We start from the raw sequence: 18677 nt of genomic DNA, 5'->3' as shown, positions 1-18677 counted from the left end.
GTTCGGAACCTCCGCACGATGCAGCAGGCCGTGGTCGCCGGCTCCCCGCACGGCATCCCGGCGCTGGTCCATGAGGAGTGCCTGACCGGGATCATGGCCCACGGGGCCACCACCTACCCCGCTGCGATCGCCTGGGGTGCGAGCTTCGACCCCGCCCTGATCGGGGAGATGGGGCAGCGCATCGGCGCGGACATGCGCTCGATCGGCGCCCACATGGGACTCGCCCCGGTGCTGGACATCGTGCGCGACTACCGCTGGGGGCGCATCGAGGAGACGATGGGGGAGGACCCCTACCTCACCGGTGTGCTCGCCACCGAGTACGTGCGCGGCCTGCAGTCCTCCGGCACGATCGCCACCCTCAAGCACTTCGCCGGCCACGCCGCGTCCCGTGCGGGGCGCAACCACGCCCCGGTCTCCATCGGGATGCGCGAGCTGCACGACATCGACCTGGTCCCCTTCGAGATGGCCGTGCGCCACGGCGAGGTCGGCGCCGTCATGAACTCCTACGCGGACCTCGACGGCACCCCGCCCGCGGCGAGCCATTGGCTGCTCACCGAGCTGCTGCGCGACACCTGGGGCTTCGAGGGCACCGTCGTCGCCGACTACTGGGCCGTCAGCTTCCTGCAGTCCATGCATCGCGTGGTCGAGGACGATCGGGCCGCGGCGCTGGCCGCCTTGCGCGCGGGCCTCGACATCGAGCTGCCCGAGACCACCACCTTCCCGCACCTCCCCGCCGCCGTGGCCGAGGGCGAGCTCGAGCAGGAGGTGCTGGATGTCGCGGTGCGGCGGATCCTGCGCCAGAAGGTCGAGCTGGGCCTGCTCGATGCGGACTTCGATCCCGCCACCACCGGCGAGACGATCGACCTCGACTCCGCCGAGGGGCGTGCCCTGGCCCGACGGATGGCCGAGGAGTCGATCATCCTGCTGGACAACGCTCGCGGGCTGCTCCCGCTGTCCCCGCCGCTCCCGTCGGCCGAGGCGGAGGGCCGGGCCGCGTCGGAGAGCGCGCAGAGCACCGTCGCTCCCGCCGGCCCCACCGGCCCTGCGTCGATCGCCCTGATCGGCCCCGCCGCCGTGCAGCCCCGCAGCTTCCTGGGCTGCTACAGCTTCACCAACCACGTCCTGTCCCGGCTCGAGGACAACGGCACCTCCGTGCGCGTGCCCACCCTTGCCGAGGCGTTCGGTGCGGAGTTCCCCGGAGCCTCGCTCACCACCACCGCCGGCACCGACTTCCTCGACGCCGACACCTCCGGGATCCCCGCCGCGGTCGCGGCCGCGCAGGCCGCCGAGCTCGCCGTCCTCGCCGTCGGCGACCTCGCCGGACTGTTCGGCGCCGGAACCTCCGGCGAGGGCTGCGACGTAGAGAGCCTGCAGCTGCCCGGCGCCCAGCACGAGCTGGTCGAGGCGGTCCTCGCCACCGGCACGCCCGTGGTGCTGGTGCTGGTCACCGGGCGCCCCTACTCGCTCGGCGCCTACCAGGGCCGCGCTCACGCGATCGTGCAGGCGTTCATGCCGGGAGAGGAGGGCGCGAGCGCGATCGCCGGTGTGCTCTCCGGCCGGGTGAACCCCTCCGGTCGCCTGCCCATCGGCATCCCGAACGGGGTGGGCGGCCAGCCCGGCACCTACCTCTCCCCGGTCCTGGCCTGGGAGAGCGATGGCATCTCCAACCTCGACCCCAAGCCCCTGTTCCCCTTCGGCCACGGCCTGAGCTACTCCCGCTTCGAGTACACCGACCTGCAGCTCTCCGCCGAGCAGATCGCGGCCGACGGCACGGTCGAGATCTCCGCGACCGTCACCAACACCTCCGACCGTGACGGCAAGGAGGTCGTCCAGCTCTACCTCAGCGACCCGGTCGCCAGCGTGGTGCGCCCGCTGAAGCGCCTGGTGGGCTTCACCAAGGTGGGCCTCGCCGCCGGCGAGAGCTCGCGCGTGAGCTTCCAGCTGCACGCCGACCGCACCTCCTTCACCGGGCGCGACCTGCAGCGCATCGTGGAGCCTGGCGAGTTCCGGGTGCGTCTCGGTGCCAGCAGCGAGGACGTGACCCTGGAGGGCTCCTTCCGGATCTCCGGCGAGGTGCGGGTGCTCAGCCCCGGCCGGCACGTGCTGGACACCCCGGCCACCGTGTCGCCGCTCGCGCTGGATGCCCAGGACCAGCAGGATCAGCAGGCACCGATCAGCTCCACCGCGGTGGCCGGAGGGGCGCTGTGATGACCTCCGCACAGCAGGCGGTCCTGGACGAGCGCACCGAGACCCTCCGGCTCCGGCTCGTGGACCAGCACGGTGCGGCCCGGGCCGGGCAGGAGGCCCGCGTCACCCAGGTCTCCCACGACTTCGGCTTCGGCTGCTCCGGCTTCGAGCTGCAGCCCGAGGAGCCCGACGAGCACACGCGGCTGTGGCTGGACCTGTTCAACATGGCCACCCTGCCGTTCTACTGGCGCTGGTTCGAGAAGACCCCCGGCACTCCGGACACCGCACGCCTGCGGCGCCTGGCGACCGGGCTGCGCGAGCACGGCGTGCGCCTCAAGGGTCATCCGCTGCTCTGGCACACCCTCGCCCCCACCTGGCTGCTCGACAAGGAGCCCGCCGAGGTCGAGGAGGCGATCCGGCACCGGATCACCCGCGAGGCCACGGACTTCGCGGGCCTGATCGACCAGTGGGACGCGATCAACGAGACCGTGATCCTCCCGGTGTTCGAGGCCGAGGAGAACGCCGTCACCCGGCTCGCTCAGGCGCGGGGGCGGATGCATGTCATCCGTCTGGCCTTCGAGACCGCGCGGGCTGCGGATCCCACCGCCCGGCTGGTCCTGAACGACTTCGAGCTCTCCTCCGCCTTCGAGGACGTCATCGAGGAGTGCCTGGAGGCCGGGCTGGAGATCGACGCGATCGGCGTGCAGACCCACATGCACAAGGGCTATCGCGGCGAGGAGCAGATCGCCGAGGTGATCGGGAGGTTCTCCCGCTTCGGCCTCCCGGTCCAGCTGACCGAGACCACCCTGCTCTCCGGCCACATCATGCCCGGCCACATCGTCGACCTCAACGACTACGTCGTCGACTCCTGGCCCTCCACGCCCGAGGGCGAGGAGCGCCAGGCCGACGAGCTGGTGCGCCATTACCGCACCGTGCTCGCACAGCCCGCCGTCGAGTCCCTGACCTACTGGGGGCTCGGCGACGCCGGCGCCTGGCTGGGCGCTCCGGCAGGGCTGGTGCGGGCCGACGGCACCCCCAAGCCGAGCTATCACGCGCTGAAGCAGCTGATCAGCGAGGAGTGGTGGACGCATCCCACCACGCTCCGCGCCGATGACGACGGGGTCCTGACCGTCCGGGGCTTCGCCGGTGCCTACCGGCTCGAGCTGGACGGGGAGACCGTGGAGCTCACACTGCCCCGTGGCGGTGGGGAGCAGCAGCTGGAGCGTCCTCGGAGGGATCTGCAGAGCTGACGAACCGCTCCTGGATCATCGCGAGCACCGGCCGCTCGGAGGCCCACAGGGCGAAGACCAGCAGCGAGACGGTGACCAGGAGCAGGAACTCGCCGACCAGCAGGATGGTGCCGAGGGTCAGCACGCCCAGGGACAGCAGGGCCAGCGTCGACAGCGGCTTGGTGAGCAGCGTGAACACCGTCAGCCGGTACACATCGCGGACCCGGAAGGTGAAGCGGGAGACGATCGAGAGCGCGCGGATCAGGACGAGCAGCGCCAACGCCCCCACCACCAGGAAGGCGATCGTGCCTGCGCCGAGCCCTCCGGAGCCCGAGCGGCCCAGGTTGAACACCGCCAGGGCCAGCACCAGCAGCGCGGGGGTGCCCACGCTCAGGCTCTCCCGCACCGAGAGCCGGTACCCCCGCAGGAAGTGACGGGCCGGGACCAGCTCCTTCTCCTCCCTCCAGGACCGGCACGCGTACAGGCCGGCGGAGAGGGCCGGCAGCAGCGGCAGTGCGGCGAGCACGAACAGCACGGAGCTGAGCGGGGAGGGGGAGAGCACCGTCCACAGCAGGACGGTCGGGGCGGCCACGAGCACCAGCAGCACGTCGAGCACCAGGAACCAGTACACGCCCTCGGTGAGCTCGGTGAACAGTCCGCGGGGGCGGCGTGGTGGCGTCATGGCTCCTCCTGAGGGGCGCAGCGGGCTGTCTGCGACGGTGCTGTCGACGACGACAGAAGACCATCATGCCCGAAACTTTCGTGATGTGTCGAGGTATGGTTGCAGGAATGTGACCTTCCCTCGCGCCGAGATATCGGTCCTGCGGTCATGCTCGAGCAGCGTTTAAGCAGGCAGTGGGCGCTCGGGCGGATGATGACACCGCCTCGGCAAGTTTTCGGGAACTTCTTGACCGCGGCCACCCCGCCGGTTAAGTTAAGTGCCACAACGAAGGCGTGACGAACGTCTCGCAGCTCCGTCGGCATGGTCGCCGGCAGGGTCGCGCAGGAGAGGCTCATCCGCTCAGTTCGGTCAGGTCGTGATCACGGGGATGTGAACACACCCGAGGCCCGAAGTACCTGCAGCACACGCACCCGCAGTACAAGCACCCGCAGCACCGGTTCGACTCGCCCCTCGCCGCACCCCCCGGTCCGGCTCTGACACAGATGAGGAGACGGCCATGACCACGCCGCACCCCTTCCCCTTCGCTCCCTCTCGACGCAGCTTCGTCGGCCTCTCCGCCGCGGCGTTCGCCACGGTGGCGCTGGCCTCCTGCGGCTCCGACTCCGGCGAGGAGGTCGACGCGGAGACCCAGAACGTCGGCGCGATGGAGGACTACGCCGCGGACACCCAGTTCAAGGCCACCGAGCCGTTCACCGTCAGCATGCTGTGGACCGACTGGCCCGAGGTCCCGGTCGAGGACACCTGGCGGATCTTCGACCACATCAAGGAGCTCACCAACGTCGAGATCACGCTGACGCACATCCCGTTCAGCGATGCGACCGAGAAGCGCAGCCTGCTCATCAGCGCCGGCGATGCCCCGACCCTGATCCCGCTGGTCTACACCGGCGAGGACGCCCCCTTCGTCTCCTCCGGCGCCGTGGTCCCGATGAGCGACTACGTCGACAAGATGCCGAACTTCCAGAAGTACGTCGAGGAATGGGACCTCGGCGACATGATCGACAACCTCAAGCAGTCCGACGGCAAGTACTACATGGTGCCGGGCCTGCAGGAGGTCTCCGTCCCCGTCTTCAGCCTGGTGATCCGCAAGGACGTCTTCGAGGAGCTCACCGGCGCGGTGCCGAACACTTGGGAGGAGCTCCACGAGGGCCTCAAGCTCATCAAGGAGAAGTACCCCGACGCCGTGCCGCTCGCCGACGGCTTCGAGGCCCAGTCCATGCTCAACTACGCCTCCCATGCCTTCGGCACGAAGGCCGGCTGGGGCTTCGGCGACGGTTCGATCCCGGGCCCCGACGGCAAGCTCACCTATGTCGCGGTCACCGACGAGTACAAGCAGCTCGTGGAGAACTTCCGCGTCCTGGTCGAGGAGGGCCTGCTGGATCGGGAGTCCCTCACCGCCTCGAACGACGGCAGCGGCGCGGCGTCGGTGAGCGAGAAGTTCGCCGCCGAGACCTGCTTCGCCGCCTCCGGCTCCTCGGGCACGGCGATCGAGTTCGCCCAGGCGCTGAACGAGACCGTCGGAGAGGGCAGCTACTCCGTCACCCTCATCCCGCCGCCGGCAGGGCCCGCAGGCGAGAACATCGAGCCGCGGAACTTCTGGCACGGGTTCATGCTGAACTCGCAGATCACCCAGTCCGAGAACTTCCTGGCCACCCTGCAGTTCCTGGATTGGCTGTACTACAACCCGGACGCCCGCGAGATGCTGCGCTGGGGCGAGAAGGACGTGAACTACACCAAGGCCGAGGACGGCACCATCGAGCTGATGGACGGCTTCGCCCTCGAGAGCTACAACATCAACTCCGGCGCCGAGACCGACATCAATGTGGACCTCGGGTTCTCCACCTTCCCCGCCGAGTCCACCGAGTCGCGGGCGCTCAAGGAGTCCTACAGCACCCCCGAGTTCGTCGAGTACATCGACGAGGTCCTCTCCGCGCGCACCCCGCGCGAGCCCTACCCGCCCAAGCCCATGGACGAGTCGGAGCTCGAGCAGGCCTCGCTGCTGGCCACCCCGATCAAGGACGCGGTGGACACCGCCACGCTGCAGTTCATCATGGGCGAGCGTGACATGAGCGAATGGGACGCCTTCGTGGGGGAGCTCGAGGCCGCGGGCCTGCCGCGCTACCTCGAGCTGCTCAACACCGCCCGGGACCGCTTCGTCGAGGCGAACGGGTGACCGCCCCCCTCTGCTCTGACAGGACGGTGATCCGATGACGACGACACGCACTCCGGAGGCCGCGGCGCCCGAATCGGCGCCGCGCCCTCCGGCCCCGGTGCGCAGACCGGGCGCGTGGAAGCGGTCGCTGCGACGCGACTGGCCGCTGTACACCTTCGCGATAGCACCGCTGATCTTCCTCGCAATCTTCCGTTACGTGCCCATGCTCGGCAACGTGATCGCCTTCCGCCGGTTCCGGCCGGGCGGCAGCATCTTCGGCGACGAATGGGTCGGGATGCTGTACGTGGACATGTTCATCAACGACCCCGCGTTCTGGAACGTCTTCGCGAACACGGCGATCATCGGCGGCATGACCCTCGTGGTCTGCTTCCCGCTGCCGATCATCCTGGCGCTGATGCTCAACGAGGTGCGGCGCAGGCACTTCAAGCGGATCGTGCAGTCGATCAGCTACCTGCCGCACTTCCTCTCGGTCGTGATCGTGGTGGGCATGGTCTACCAGCTGCTCTCCCTGCAGGGCACGATCAACCAGATCACCGAGGCCTTCGGTGGGGACGCCGTCTCGTTCCTGCAGAAGCCCGAGTACTTCCGGTTCATCTACGTGGCCTCCGAGGCCTGGCAGACCGTCGGCTGGGGCACGATCCTCTACCTCGCCGCGCTCACCGCTGTGGACGACGGCCTCTACGAGGCCTCCCGGATCGACGGCGCGAACCGCTGGCAGCAGACCTGGCACGTCACGATCCCCGGGATCCGGCCGACGATGGTCACCCTGCTGATCCTCAACATCGGCAACTTCCTCAACGTCGGCTTCGAGAAGGTCCTGCTGCTGTACAACCCCATGACCTACTCCACCGGTGACGTCATCTCGACGTACCTGTACCGCGTGGGCCTGGTGTCCAACAACCTCAGCTATGCGGCGGCCATCGGCCTGTTCCAGGCGATCATCGGTTTCGTGATGGTCATGTCCGCCAACTACATCTCGAAGCGATTGGTGGGTACGAGCCTGTGGTGATCGAAGCAATGGCCCCGGACGCGCCGCAGAACAGCCGCAGGAACGCCGTCGCGCCCCGGACCTCCCGGATCAAGGACTCCCGGTCCTACAGGGTCTTCACCGTCGTGAACATGACGGTGCTGGTCCTCATGTGCGCGGTGATGCTCTACCCGTTCGTGATGCTGCTGGCGCAGTCGTTCAGCTCCGCCGGGGCGATCAATGCCGGGAAGGTCAACCTCTTCCCCGTCGACTTCAACATCGACACCTATCGGGCGGTCGCCAACAACGACAGCTTCTGGCGCAGCTACGGCAACACCGTGGTCTACACCGTGATCGGTACGACGATCGCGATGGTGCTGACCACGACCTACGCCTTCGTGCTGTCCAAGAAGCACCTCAGGGGACGCGGGCTGCTCATCGGCATCGCCGTGTTCACGATGTTCTTCAACGGCGGCATCGTCCCCAACTACGTGCTCATCTCCTCGCTGGGGATGAAGAACACCATGTGGGCGGTGATCCTGCCGCCGGCGCTGTCGGTGTTCAACCTCCTGGTCATGAAGGCGTTCTTCGAGAACCTGCCCACCGAGCTCGAGGAGGCAGCGCACATCGACGGCCTCACCTGGTTCGGGATCTTCTTCCGGATCACGCTGCCGCTGTCCAAGGCGGTGATCGCCACGATGGTGCTGTTCTACTCGGTGCAGTACTGGAACGACTGGTTCGCGGCCTTCCTCTACCTCGACCAGACGAACCTGTTCCCGGTGACCCTGTTCCTGAGGAACCTCATCGCCGGCGCCTCCACAGCGGCCTCGGAAGGCGCCGCAGCCTCCGGGGGCAGCGTCGATGACATCAACGCCAACATCCAGTCGGTGACGATGATCCTGATCCTGATCCCCATCCTGTGCGTGTACCCGTTCGTGCAGCGGTACTTCGTCTCGGGGATCATGCTCGGCTCGGTCAAGGGCTGAGCGACGTGCTGCGAGCTTGCGAGCGGCAGGAGCTCGGCCGGTTGGGAAGAGGCTGAGCGACGTGCTGCGAGCTTGCGAGCGGCAGGAGCGCAGCAGATCCCATGCCGGCTGAGCGACCAGCGCCCCGTCGGCCTCCGTGCCTGCGGGGCGCTCGCAAGAGCAGCTGCAGTCGCACTCCATCCATCCTGCAGAACCAGATGATGACGTCGAAGGAGACACCATGAGACGCCGCCAGATCCTCACCGCTGGAGCAGTCGCCACCGCAGCGGCCGTCGCCGCCCCCGCAGCCGCCGCTCCGGGCGGCCCCGGCGGGAACGCCGCCGGGAAGAGCCCGAAAGGTCCGGGCACAGGGCCGAAGAAGCCCCCGGGCAACGGCCGACGCACGCCTCCGGGCCTCGCGAAGAAGGACACCTTCGCCTTCGCGGCGGGCGGCACGCTGAAGATCGGCTGCGCCGTCGCCGGCGGTGGGCACCACACCAGCCAGGACTACCCGGATCCGTTCACCGCGGACCAGGAGTATCGCGAGGTGCTCGCGACGGAGTTCACCTCGCTCTCGGCGGAGAACCAGATGAAGTGGGACCACCTGCGCCCCGCGCCGGACACCTACGACTTCTCCGACGCCGACGCGATCATGGACTTCGCCGCAGCGAACGGCCAGGTGGTGCGCGGCCACACCCTGATGTGGCACAACCAGAACCCGGCCTGGCTCGCGGAGGGCGACTACAGCCCCGAGCAGCTGCGCCAGATCCTCAAGGACCACATCACCACCGTGGTCAGCCGCTACGCCGGGCGCATGCAGCAATGGGACGTGGTCAACGAGATCTTCGACGACAGCGCCGTGCTGCGCCTCGAGGGGAACATCTGGCTCCGCGAGCTCGGCACCGGGATCATCGCCGACTGCTTCCGCTGGGCGCATGAGGCGGATCCGGATTCGCTGCTGTTCTTCAACGACTACAACGTCGACGGCATCAACCCCAAGTCCGATGCCTACTACGCCCTGATCCAGGAGCTGCTCGCCGACGGGGTGCCGATCCACGGCTTCTCCACCCAGGGGCACCTGTCGATCCGCTACGGGTTCCCCGGCGATCTCGCCGAGAACCTCCAGCGCTTCGCGGACCTGGGGCTGCAGACGGCGATCACCGAGCTGGACGTGCGGATGGACCTCCCCGAGGGCGGGGAGCCGACGCAGGAGCAGCTCGCGCAGCAGGCCGAGTACTACCGGCGCGTCACCGAGGCGGCGCTGGCCGTCGAGGGATGTGACTCCCTGACCCTGTGGGGCGTGCTCGACAAGTACTCATGGGTCCCGGGGACCTTCCCGGGGGAGGGCGCGGCGACCGTCCTGTGGGACGACTTCACCCGCAAGCCCGCCTACGACGCCATCCAGGATGCGCTCGCCGAGGCGAGCGGGCGAGCGGGACACCCCGCGCTGCGGGACTGATCGGCGGGAACTGCGACGCGGTACTGGGACGCGGTGCTGCGTCGCGGTACCGAGCCGCTGCGGCTGAGCTCCGGGACCGAGCAGGGCTCCCGGACTGAGCAGTGCTTCCGGACTGAGCAGTGCCCCGCAGCACGGCACGGGCGGCGACGGCCCGCTCACCAGCGTTCGCGCAGCCATTCCAGCTGGCGGCGCTGCTGGGTGGGGCCGCCGCCCTCGTGCTGGTTGTAGGGGTAGACGATGATCTCCCGCTCCGGGGCGGTCCCGCTCACCTCGCCGTAGAGGTTGTGGGCGGCGAACACCGTGGAGGGCGGGCAGATCGTGTCGCGCAGCGCGACGGAGAACAGCGCGGGGGCGGTCGCGCGGCGGCCCAGGTGCAGCGCGTCGACGTAGGCCAGGGTGGCGAAGGTCTGCTCCTCGAGGTCCCGGTGCACCGCGAGGTAGCGCACGATCTCCTGGTACGGATCGGCGTCGGTGAGGTCGACGGCGCGACGCATGTGCGTGAGGAACGGGACGTCGGTCAGCAGCGCATCGACGTCGGGCACGAGCCCCGCGGCGCCGAGCGCGAGGCCGCCGCCCTGACTGCCGCCGGTGACCGCCACCCGACCATCGACCCCGGGCAGTGCACGCGCCGTGTCCACCGCGCGCACCGCGTCGGTGAGCAGCCGCGTGAGGTAGGCGGTGTGCGGGGACTCGATGCCGCGGGTCATCACCCCCGGCACTGCCGGTCCCGAGCCGGCCGGATCCGCGGTGTGGCCGCCCGCGCCCCAGCCCGAACCCTGGCCACGCGTGTCCATCAGCAGGTGGGCGTATCCGGCGGCGGCCCAGGCCAGCCGCTCGAGAGGTTCGCCCCGTCCACCTCCGTAGCCGATGTACTCGACCACCACCGGGAGATCGCCCTGGGCGTCGGCCGGCCGGTTGTACCAGGCGCGCACCGGGGTGCCGTCGTGCCCGGCGAAGGTCACGTCCCACGTGGTGACGAGGCTCAGGGCGTTGTCGATGCGCTCGAGCGAGAGCAGCGGTGCGGAGGCGGCCCGGGACCTGGTGAGGACGTCGTCCCAGAAGGTGTCGAGGTCATCGGGCTCCTCGACCTCGGGCCGGTACCCGCGCAGCGCCTCGAGGGGCAGATCGAACAGCGCCATACGGGAGCCTCCACGGTGAGCACCGGGGGAGCGATCTCCCGCACCGGCTGACGAAAAACGCATGAAACACGACTGAAAGTTGCGTGCTGGTTTAGGCTAGGGCGGACGGTGTGGCCGGTCAAGGCCCTTTCGCCCGGGGACTGCCGGGCCCGTCCGCCCGGGTACTGTCCAGAGAGACGATTCCGGGCGCCGAGGCCCGTGAGCAGGGAGAGGTGAGGTCATGGCTCAAAGCGACGCACGCAGCGAGCGCGTCACGCTGAAGGAGGTCGCGGAGAAGGCCGGGGTGTCCCTCGCGACCGCCTCCAAGGTGATGAACGGGCGTGCCGACGTGCGCCAGTCGACGCGCGAGACCGTCGCCCAGGCCGCCCGTGACCTCGGCTACCAGCCCAAGCGTCGAGAGAGCGACCGTCGCCGGTCGGCGCTGATCCACTTCGACACGCTCACCAGCCCCTATTCGCTGCAGGTGCTCGAGGGCGCCGAGCAGGCAGCGCACCGGGCGGATGTGGACCTGATCGTGGTCAGCGGCGACCAGACGGCAGCAGGTCTCTCCCGTGCCTGGATGGCGGAGGTCGCCTCCCGCGGTGTCGAGGGCGTCATCCTGGTGACCACACCGATCGGCGCCCGCCATGCCCGCTGGAGCCGTGACCTCTCACTGCCGCTGATCGCGATCGACCCCGTGTCCATCGACCCGGACGTCCAGGGCATCGTCACCATCTCCGCCACCAACTGGGAGGGCGGCGGCACCGCGGTCGAGCACCTGCTGGGCCTCGGGCATCGCCGCATCGGCGTGCTGGCCGGCCCGGCGGACTCGGTCCCGGCGCGCCAGCGGCTCCAGGGCTACCACTCCGCACTCGGCTCGGCCGGGTTGCAGTGGGAGCGCGAGCTGATCGAGCACGGCAACTTCTCCTACGAGGACGGTCAGCGGGGTGCCGAGCGCCTGCTCCAGCTCCCCGAACCGCCCACCGCGATCTTCGCCGTCGCCGACACCCTGGCCGTGGGGGCGCTGCGGGCTGCGCGTCAGCTGGGCGTCGAGGTCCCGGAGCAGCTCAGCGTCGTCAGCTTCGACGACACGATGATCGCGCAGTGGACCCATCCGCAGCTCACCGCGGTGCGCCAGCCCCTGTTCTCGATGGGGCAGGTCGCGATCGAGCGGCTGCTCGCGCTGTCCTCGGACCCCGGTCTCTTCGCCCATCCCTTCAAGCTCGAGACCCTGCTCATCGAACGGGAGTCGACCGCGCCGGAGGGCTCGCAGGCGACGTCGCAGGCCTCGCAGGAGGCGTAGGGCCGGCCGGTACGGCAGTCGACCGCGCCTCAGGGTGCGCAGGGGACGCCGCACGCTCCGCAGGAGGCGTGCGACCCGTCGGCACGGCGGCCGAGGACGCCGGAGGGGGAGCGGGGCTCCTGCCCTCCGGCGGCCGCCGGATCCGGTGCCTGCTCAGGAACCCTCGACGAAGCGGTCGCGGGCGCCGTTGACGAGATCGATGTAGCTCTGCAGGCCGGAGGCTTCGAGCTCGGCGAGGAAGGCCTCCCACTCGTCGAGGTCCCGCTGTCCGAGGATGAACTGGAGCGTGGCGGTGTCCACCGCATCCTTCAGCGGTGTCGCCATGAGGGAGGCCTGTTCGAGCTCGGCCTCCTCGAGCGGCGCCGGTGCCCACGGCGGCATCGACTCGAGGTTCTCGAGCACCCCGTCGATGTACTCCGTGTACTCAGCCGAGTTGTAGGACTGCTTGAGGATCCGGGACTCGGTGGCCTCGGCCATGAAGGTGGAGAACCCCAGATCCTTCTGGATGTCGGTCTCCGCGCCGACGTTGAGGTCGAAGGCGTCCAATGAATGGTCCTTCGCCAGGGTGAAGGTGTCGCCCTCCGCCGTATAGGTCTCGCCCTCGATGCCCCAGCGCAGCATCTCCCGCGCCTGCGGGGCGTAATAGAGCCAGTCCAGGAACTGCAGTATCGCCAGGAAGTTCTCCGACTCGGCGATCTCGGAGTTCAGCATGAAGCCGTGCCAGAAGTTGCGCGGCCCCATGATGTTCCCGCCCGGCCCCGCAGGCGGCGGGATCAGCTGGAGCTCGTAGTTGCCCTTGCCGACGGTCTCGTCGAGGGCCTGGGCGAACTCGATCAGGGTGCCGGAGGATCCGGAGGCGGCGAAGCAGGTCTCCTTCGCGAACTTCTCCGCGACGCCGCCCGCCCCGCTGCCGTCGTTCGCGGCCGTGAGCGTCTCCGGGTCCAGCAGTCCCTCGGAGACCAGGGTTCGGTAGTACTCGATCATGGAGCGGTACTCGTCGGTGGTCGCCGCGTAGCGCAGGGCCTCGCCGTCGTGCCCGCCGACCATGCCGTCGCCGAAGCCCCAGCCGGCCCGGGTGTTGAAGGCGTAGCCGCCGTAGTTGATCAGGGACTGACCCTCGAAGCCGTCGGCCAGCGGCAGCGAGTCCGGGTGCTCCTCCTTGATGGCCTTGAGCCCCTCATGGACCTCCTCCCAGGTGCCGGGGACGCCCAGACCCGCCTTCTCCCAGACATCCTTGCGGATGATCAGCGAGAACGAGGGGACCCAGACCTCCTGGAGGCCCGGCAGCATGTAGTACTTGCCGTCGGCCTGCTTGAGGTTCTCGACCAGCTCGCCGAGGTCCCATTCCTCCACGTACTTGCGGAAGTTGGGCATGTGCTCGATGTAGTCGCTCATCGGCAGGATCGCCCCGGAGGAGACGAAGGGGGTCTCGTCGCCGCGGTAGATCAGAGGGATGAGCGTCGGGGCGTCCCCTGCGCTGATGAGCAGGCTGCGCTTCTCCACGTTGTCGCTGAAGGGCACGTGGGTGAGCTCGAGCTGGACTCCCGTGAGCTCCTTGATGTGGTCGAACACCTGCCAGGACTCGGTGACCGGCTGCTCGGGCCAGTCGGTCCACAGCATGGTGACGGTCAGCGGCTCCGTGGCGGTGAACTGCTGGTCGGCCTCGAAGGTCTCCATCGCGCCGACGTTCTGCGAGGCCGTGTCCACCTCGGTGTCGGCGGATCCTCCGCAGGAGGCGAGGGCGATCGATCCGAAGGCGGCGGCGGTGAGGCCCACGAAGCTGCGTCGGGTGGTGAGCGGGGGTCGGGCGTTGAGCATCGGGGAACTCCTGGTGATGAGGCGATGGGAAGGCAGAACGCCGTGAGGGACCGAGCCGTGACCGCCGCGGTCACCGGTGAGGCGGCGGGGGAGGGCTCGCCACGGAGGGGCGGACCGCGGAGTCCCTGCCGCAGGCATCCCTTCCCACAGAATGAAAGTATTTACGAGAACTTTCAGAATGTGTGGACTTCTGTCAGCGTAAGGAATCGCTGCCTCTCCGTCAACCATTGTTCCGAGGTGGCAGTTTCCTGGATGTCTGGGTACTGTCGATGCAGGTCACTACGCTGGATGGGAAGTGCCTGCCTGTGGCGTGCATTCTGAAAAGTGCCGAAAGATTGCGGTCCCCCAGTGTGTGCTCGCGAGTCGCCTGGCGTGCTGTTCTGTGGCCCGAGGAGGGGGAGGGCAGACGAAGCTCCCGGGGAGTTTCGGGTCCTCGGTTCTTCAGGTTCTTCGGGTACTCGGGAGCTCGGGAGCTCAGGTTCTCGAGTGCTCGAGTGCTCGAGTGCTCGAGTGCTTGAGCGCTCGAGCGCTCGAGTCCTCGGGCCGCTGGGCGGCCGGGTGCGCCCGACCTCAGGGGAGGTGCGGCCTCGAGGTGGCGATCCACGCGCTCGGAGCGTTGAACACCGGCTGCAGCGCGGCCCGCGCCGCGCCGTGCAGCGCAGGGTCGACCTGGCCGTCGGAGCGCTCGATGAGCACGGGCCCTGCCTCGATCGCCAGGGCGTGCTGCTCGACGGTCCTGCGGATCACGGGCTCGAGCTCGTCGGCGATCGGAGCCAGATAGCCCGAGAGCACCACGGTGGTCAGGTCCAGCACGTTCAGGGCATTGGCGATCGCGAGACCCAGCGAGCGGCCGATCATGCCGATCACCTCGGCGCGGTCCCGGGTGAGGGCGAGAGCGTCGACCAGGTCCTCGATGAGGATGTCGTCGCTGAGCCCCGCCCGCTCCCGCAGGGCGTGGTACGAGACGTAGGCCTCCAGGCATCCGCGTCGGCCGCAGCGGCACAGGGCGCCGCCCGGCTCGATGACCGTGTGCCCGAACTCGCCGGCCCAGCCGTTCACGCCGGTCATGAGCGTTCCGTCGAGCACCACGGCGCCGCCGATGCCGGTGGAGCCGCGCAGGTAGATGAAGGATTCGCCCGGCCGGTGGTCGATCTCGGTGAGCACCGAGAGCCGGTTGTCGTTCTGCGCCCGCACGGCCAGGCCGGCGAGCTCGGGATGGCTGAGCAGCCGTCCCACCAGCGGCACCTCGGTCCAGTCGAGGTTGGGGGCGGAGAGCACCCGGCCGTCATCCGGGGCGATCCGTCCCGGGACCGCCACGACCACCTCGACCACCGGCAGGTCGCCCGCCTCGGCGCGCACCCGCCCCACCAGCTCGGCGGCGAGGTCGATCGCCGCGTCGGCGGAGGTCGCGGTGACCTTCCGGTACTCGATGCAGTGGCTCAGCACCTGCCCGGCGAGGTCGACCCCGAGGCAGGCGACGTGGTCCGCCGCGATCTCGACACCGATCGCGAGCAGGGTCCCTCGGGCCGGGGTGAGCGGGACGATGGGCCGCCCGGCGCCGACGGAGAGGGGCTCGCCCTCCTCGACCAGTGACGCGTCCACCAGCTCCTCGACCAGCTTGGAGACCGTGGGCTTGGTGAGGCGGGTGTGCTTGGCAAGGCCCGCGCGGGAGGTGACGGTCGAGGCGGCGGAGCTGGCGGCCAGGGCGAGCAGGACCGTGGAGAGGTTGTGCTCACGCAGATGACTGGACTGCATCTGTGCTCCCTTCGCCGACTGGGATCGGGGCGACGCCGACGGCGGCCCGGAAACTCGAGGGTCCAGCTTGGCATGCCGGCGTTAGTTACGGTAACTTACTAACAGCGGCTGATGCCGATCGACGACGAAGGAGCATTCCGATGACCGCCCCCACCCCCACCCGTGACGACAAGTTCTCCTTCGGCCTGTGGACCACAGGCTGGGAGGCGCGCGACCAGTTCGGCCTGGCCACCCGCCCGCCGCTCGAGCTGAGCGCCCACATCCGCAAGCTCTCGGAGCTCGGCGCCTGGGGCTTCACCTTCCACGACAACGACGTGATCCCCTTCGACGCGACCCCCGCCGAGCGCCAGAAGATCATCGACCAGCTGACCTCCGTCACGGATGAGACCGGCCTCGTGATCGAGATGGTCACCACCGACACCTTCGCCCACCCGGTCTTCAAGGACGGCGCCTTCACCTCCAACGACCGCGACGTGCGCCGCTTCGGCCTGCGCAAGGTGCTCGCCAACGTGGACCTCGCCGCCGAGCTCGGCGCGACCACCTTCGTGATGTGGGGCGGCCGTGAAGGCTCCGAGTACGACGGCTCCAAGGACCTCTTCGCCGCGCTCGAGCGCTACCGCGAGGGCCTGGACACCGTGGCCGGCTACATCAAGGACAAGGGCTACGACCTGCGCATCGGCCTCGAGCCCAAGCCCAACGAGCCCCGCGGCAACATCTTCCTGCCCACCGTGGGCCACGCCCTGGCCTTCATCGAGCAGCTCGAGCACGGCGACATCGTCGGCATCAACCCCGAGACCGGCCACGAGCAGATGGCGACCCTGAACTACACCCACGGCCTCGCCCAGGCGCTGTGGAGCGACAAGCTCTTCCACATCGACCTCAACGGCCAGCACGGCCCGATGTACGACCAGGACCTCGTGTTCGGTCACGGCGACCTGATCAGCGCCTTCTTCACCGTCGACCTGCTCGAGAACGGCTTCCCGTCCAAGCCCGGCGCCTACGAGGGCGCCCGTCACTTCGACTTCAAGCCCTCGCGCACCGAGCACGAGCAGGGTCAGTACGACTCCGCCGCGGCGAACATGGAGATGTACCTGATGCTCAAGGAGCGCGCCCTCGCGTTCCGCGCCGATTCCGAGGTGCAGGAGGCGCTGACGTACTCCGGCATCGACGAGCTCGCCCAGCCCACCCTCGGCGAGGGCGAGTCCCTCGAGGACCTGCTCAAGGACCGCTCCACCTTCGAGGACTTCGACGCCGACACGGCCGGCGAGCGCAACTTCGGCTTCGTGCGCCTGCAGCAGCTGGCCATGCAGCACCTGCTCGGCTTCCGGGGCTGACCGGCTCCGTCCGGGCGACCGCCGGCCGGTGCGCCCGGTGCCCGGTGCGCCCCGCTCTCGGCGGCACCCTGCGCGGCGGGGCGCTCGCGCAGCGATGATTGTGCGCTGAGGACCTATGCGAGCAGTCGACATAGGTCCTCAGCGCACAATCGCCGGGTCGGCCCTGCTGGGTCGGCCCTGTCGGGTCGGCCCTGCTGGGTCGGTACCGCGGGCCCGGCCCGGTGACGTGGCCCCGGCCCCGGGACCTGCCCGCGTATCCTCGATGCACGCTCTCCACAGATGGAAAGGCCTCTCGATGGCACCCCTCGTCCTCGGTATCGACTCCTCCACCCAGGCCACCAAGGCCCTCCTCGTCGACGCCGAGTCCGGCGAGGTGCTCGAGGAGCGCCGCGCTGCGCATCCCGACGGCACCGAGGTCGATCCCCGCGCCTGGCTCGCCGCGGTCGACGAGGCCGCAGGCCCCCTGCTCGAGCGGGCCGAGGCCGTGGCCGTCGGCGGTCAGCAGCACGGGATGGTGCTGCTGGACGAGCGCGGTGAGGTGGTGCGCGACGCGCTGCTGTGGAACGACACCCGCTCCGCCCCGCAGGCCGAGGCGCTCATCGAGGAGATGGGCGGGGCCGAGGCCAGCGTCGCCGAGATCGGCAGCCTGATGGTCGCCTCCTTCACCGCCTCGAAGCTGCGCTGGGTGCGGGAGAACGAGCCGGAGAACGCGAAGCGCGCCGCGAGCGTGCTGCTGCCGCATGACTACGTCTCCCTGCACCTCGCCGAGCAGGGCACCGCGCCCTTCACCGACCGCGGTGACGCCTCAGGCACCGCCTACTACTCCACCGCCACCGAGGAGTGGAAGCCGGAGCTGGTCGAGCTGGCGCTGGGCCGCTCGCTCGAGCTGCCGCGCCTGCCCGGCACTCCGCAGGAGGTCATGGGCCGCACCGCGGGCGGCGCCGTGATCGCTGCCGGCACCGGCGACAACATGGGCGCGGCCCTCGGCCTCTCCCAGAGCGAGGGCGACGTCTCCGTCTCCATCGGCACCTCCGGGGTGTGCGCGATGGTCAGCCCCACCCGACCGAACGACGCCACCGGCGCCGTCACCGGCTTCGCCGACGCCACCGGGCGTTTCCTGCCGATGGCCACCACCATCAACGCCGCTCGCATCCTCGAGGCGGGCCGCGCCCTGCTCGGTGTCTCCCACGAGGAGATGGCCCAGCTGGCCCTCGCCAGCGTGCCCGGCGCGCACGGCGTGACGCTGCTGCCCTACTTCGACGGCGAGCGCACCCCGAACCGACCCGACGCCCGCGCCACCCTCACCGGGATGAGCACCTCCACCACCCGCGAGGACGTGGCCCGCGCCTACATCGAGGGCCTGCTCTGCTCCCTCGCCGACGGGATCTCCGCCCTCGAGGACATCACCGGCACCGCCGCCGCCCGCATCACCCTGATCGGCGGCGCCGCCCGCAGCCAGGCCGTGCAGCAGATCGCCCCGGCGATCTTCGGCCGCGAGGTGACCCTCGCGCCCACCGCCGAGTACGTCGCCCTCGGCGCCGCCCGCCAGGCCGCCTGGGCGCTCGCCGGCACCGAGGAGCCCCCGACCTGGGCGATCAGCGGCTCCCGCACCGTCGGCGCCGAGGCGACGCCCGAGGTGCGCGAGGCGTACCGCGCGCTGAAGGACCGCACCGAGAGCTGGGCCTGATCC

13 protein-coding genes are annotated in these 18677 nt (G+C 69.6%); 9 read left to right on the top strand and 4 right to left on the bottom strand.

Annotated features, from left to right (window positions below; translation table 11 throughout):
* Nucleotides 1-2208: glycoside hydrolase family 3 N-terminal domain-containing protein (locus tag VF289_RS18990; protein ID WP_330885977.1), on the top strand; the 2208-nt coding region annotated here is incomplete at its 5' end.
* Nucleotides 2208-3437, top strand: a complete 1230-nt coding sequence (locus VF289_RS18985) for an endo-1,4-beta-xylanase (protein ID WP_330885975.1) — start codon at nt 2208-2210, stop codon at nt 3435-3437. The genes VF289_RS18990 and VF289_RS18985, both read left to right, overlap by 1 nt.
* On the opposite strand, the gene VF289_RS18980 is transcribed toward VF289_RS18985, so the two are convergent.
* Nucleotides 3373-4098, bottom strand: a complete 726-nt coding sequence (locus VF289_RS18980) for a hypothetical protein (protein WP_330885973.1) — start codon at nt 4096-4098, stop codon at nt 3373-3375. The genes VF289_RS18985 and VF289_RS18980 overlap by 65 nt on opposite strands.
* Nucleotides 4099-4594: 496 nt before the next feature.
* On the opposite strand from VF289_RS18980, the gene VF289_RS18975 reads away from it, so the two are divergent.
* The 4 genes from VF289_RS18975 to VF289_RS18960 all read left to right on the top strand — a co-directional run bounded on the left by VF289_RS18975 (nt 4595) and on the right by VF289_RS18960 (nt 9659).
* Nucleotides 4595-6268, top strand: coding sequence for an extracellular solute-binding protein (locus VF289_RS18975; protein ID WP_330885971.1), 1674 nt, complete (start codon nt 4595-4597; stop codon nt 6266-6268).
* Between the two features lie 34 nt (nt 6269-6302).
* The gene (locus tag VF289_RS18970; protein ID WP_330885969.1) at nt 6303-7277 is read left to right on the top strand and encodes an ABC transporter permease; all 975 of its coding nucleotides are present in this window, start codon (nt 6303-6305) and stop codon (nt 7275-7277) included.
* Nucleotides 7278-7285: 8 nt separating this feature from the next.
* Nucleotides 7286-8221 (top strand): carbohydrate ABC transporter permease, encoded by a 936-nt coding sequence (locus VF289_RS18965; RefSeq protein WP_330885981.1) that lies wholly within the window; start codon nt 7286-7288, stop codon nt 8219-8221.
* A 220-nt stretch (nt 8222-8441) separates the two neighbouring features.
* On the top strand, nt 8442-9659 hold the full coding sequence (locus tag VF289_RS18960) for an endo-1,4-beta-xylanase (protein ID WP_330885967.1): 1218 nt from the start codon (nt 8442-8444) through the stop codon (nt 9657-9659).
* 155 nt (nt 9660-9814) lie between these two features.
* On the opposite strand, the gene VF289_RS18955 is transcribed toward VF289_RS18960, so the two are convergent.
* A complete protein-coding gene (locus tag VF289_RS18955; protein WP_330885965.1) occupies nt 9815-10798 on the bottom strand; it encodes an acetylxylan esterase in 984 nt (327 codons plus the stop codon).
* Nucleotides 10799-11018: 220 nt separating this feature from the next.
* On the opposite strand from VF289_RS18955, the gene VF289_RS18950 reads away from it, so the two are divergent.
* Complete coding sequence (locus VF289_RS18950) at nt 11019-12080, top strand: LacI family DNA-binding transcriptional regulator (protein ID WP_330885963.1); 1062 nt, start codon at nt 11019-11021, stop codon at nt 12078-12080.
* Nucleotides 12081-12233: 153 nt separating this feature from the next.
* Here VF289_RS18950 and VF289_RS18945 read toward each other — a convergent pair whose 3' ends face one another.
* Nucleotides 12234-13898, bottom strand: coding sequence for an extracellular solute-binding protein (locus VF289_RS18945; RefSeq protein WP_330885961.1), 1665 nt, complete (start codon nt 13896-13898; stop codon nt 12234-12236).
* 570 nt (nt 13899-14468) lie between these two features.
* A complete protein-coding gene (locus VF289_RS18940; protein ID WP_330885959.1) occupies nt 14469-15653 on the bottom strand; it encodes an ROK family protein in 1185 nt (394 codons plus the stop codon).
* A gap of 140 nt (nt 15654-15793) precedes the next feature.
* Between VF289_RS18940 and xylA the strand changes: the two genes are divergently transcribed.
* Together xylA and xylB are read left to right on the top strand one after the other, a co-directional pair.
* The gene (xylA, locus tag VF289_RS18935; protein ID WP_330885957.1) at nt 15794-16987 is read left to right on the top strand and encodes a xylose isomerase; all 1194 of its coding nucleotides are present in this window, start codon (nt 15794-15796) and stop codon (nt 16985-16987) included.
* 295 nt (nt 16988-17282) lie between these two features.
* Nucleotides 17283-18674, top strand: coding sequence for a xylulokinase (gene xylB / locus VF289_RS18930; RefSeq protein WP_330885955.1), 1392 nt, complete (start codon nt 17283-17285; stop codon nt 18672-18674).
* The last annotated feature ends 3 nt before the right edge of the window (nt 18675-18677 follow it).

Origin of the sequence: Brachybacterium sp. (assembly GCF_036379615.1) — a bacterium.
Taxonomy (GTDB): Bacteria; Actinomycetota; Actinomycetes; order Actinomycetales; family Dermabacteraceae; genus Brachybacterium.
The sequence above is the reverse complement of the archived record's forward strand: the minus strand, read 5'-3'. Positions and strand labels throughout refer to the sequence as shown.